This is a genomic window from Staphylococcus sp. 231237_7MaSpsaltlick, assembly GCF_043107035.1.
Genome location: NZ_JBICNX010000169.1, coordinates 1 through 989 on the forward strand (window position 1 = coordinate 1; position 989 = coordinate 989).

A 989-nucleotide genomic window follows, 5' to 3' on the forward strand; every position below is an offset into this window, starting at 1 on the left:
ACATACAACAAACCTTATGTAAAATTATCGTCTAGGAATTACATTTGTTGTGATAAACATCAAACTTTATAGACTTAAATAATCTAAAACATTTATGACAAGTGTACAAATATTAAAATCATGAAGTCCAGTCTTGCAAATTCATATTAACTTGGGAACATATACTAGAAATTAGTCATTGGAACTAGAGTATTCTAGGGAAATAAATATATTGAAAAACATAAAAAGTGAGAGAATTAATTAATCTGATCATGTATAACTATTATTAATAAATTAAACGTTTATATTCTACTTAAAAAGATGTATACAAGTTGAGCAAAATCAATTAAACTAATTATATAGTAGTTCGTTTTTATATAAAAATTAAGGATTTAAAAATGAATTTTCAAAATCAATCAAAAAACCCACATGCTTTCCCAAATGTAAGTCAAAACGATAAGACAATGGCTATGTTAATATGGATATTAAATATATTCACAGGATTTATTGGTCCATTAATTATATGGATTATGAAAAAAGATGAATCTAAATATATAAACAGACAAGGTAAAAATTACTTAAGCTTTGCAATAAGCTATACTTCGTACATCATTGTATCTTGGATATTAACTATCGTTCTTATTGGTTACATCCCGCTATTTATTTTATCAATCGCAGGATTTGTCTATGCGATTATTGGTATTGTCACAGTAAATAAAGGGGAAGATTTTGTTGTACCTCTTACAATCGAAATTATCAAGTGATAAAATGGTTGGCTAAGTGTGAATTAAGATATTAAAATAATAAAGACAAACAAAAATAAAGCATCTTTCATTTTGTAATGAAGAATGCTTTGTTTTAATTTATTCATTTTATATTGGAATTTCTTAGATGTCTTTTTCTGAATAAAAGTATTATTATAACTAACATATAACTTAATATAGAAATTATCGATGCATCCATACCGTAATCACCACCTGTTAAAAATACATTGCTACTATTTATTAAAT

1 protein-coding gene is annotated in these 989 nt (G+C 24.9%); it reads left to right on the forward strand.

The window, feature by feature from the left end; genetic code table 11:
- The first annotated feature begins 377 nt into the window (after positions 1 to 377).
- Positions 378 to 743, forward strand: a complete 366-nt coding sequence (locus tag ACF91D_RS30685; RefSeq protein WP_392438531.1) for a DUF4870 domain-containing protein — start codon at positions 378 to 380, stop codon at positions 741 to 743.
- Positions 744 to 989 lie beyond the last annotated feature (246 nt).

Coding starts and splice junctions, on each gene's coding strand:
- ACF91D_RS30685 (WP_392438531.1), top strand. CDS start 378: ATGAATTTTCAAAATCAATCAAAAAACCCACATGCTTTCCCAAATGTA.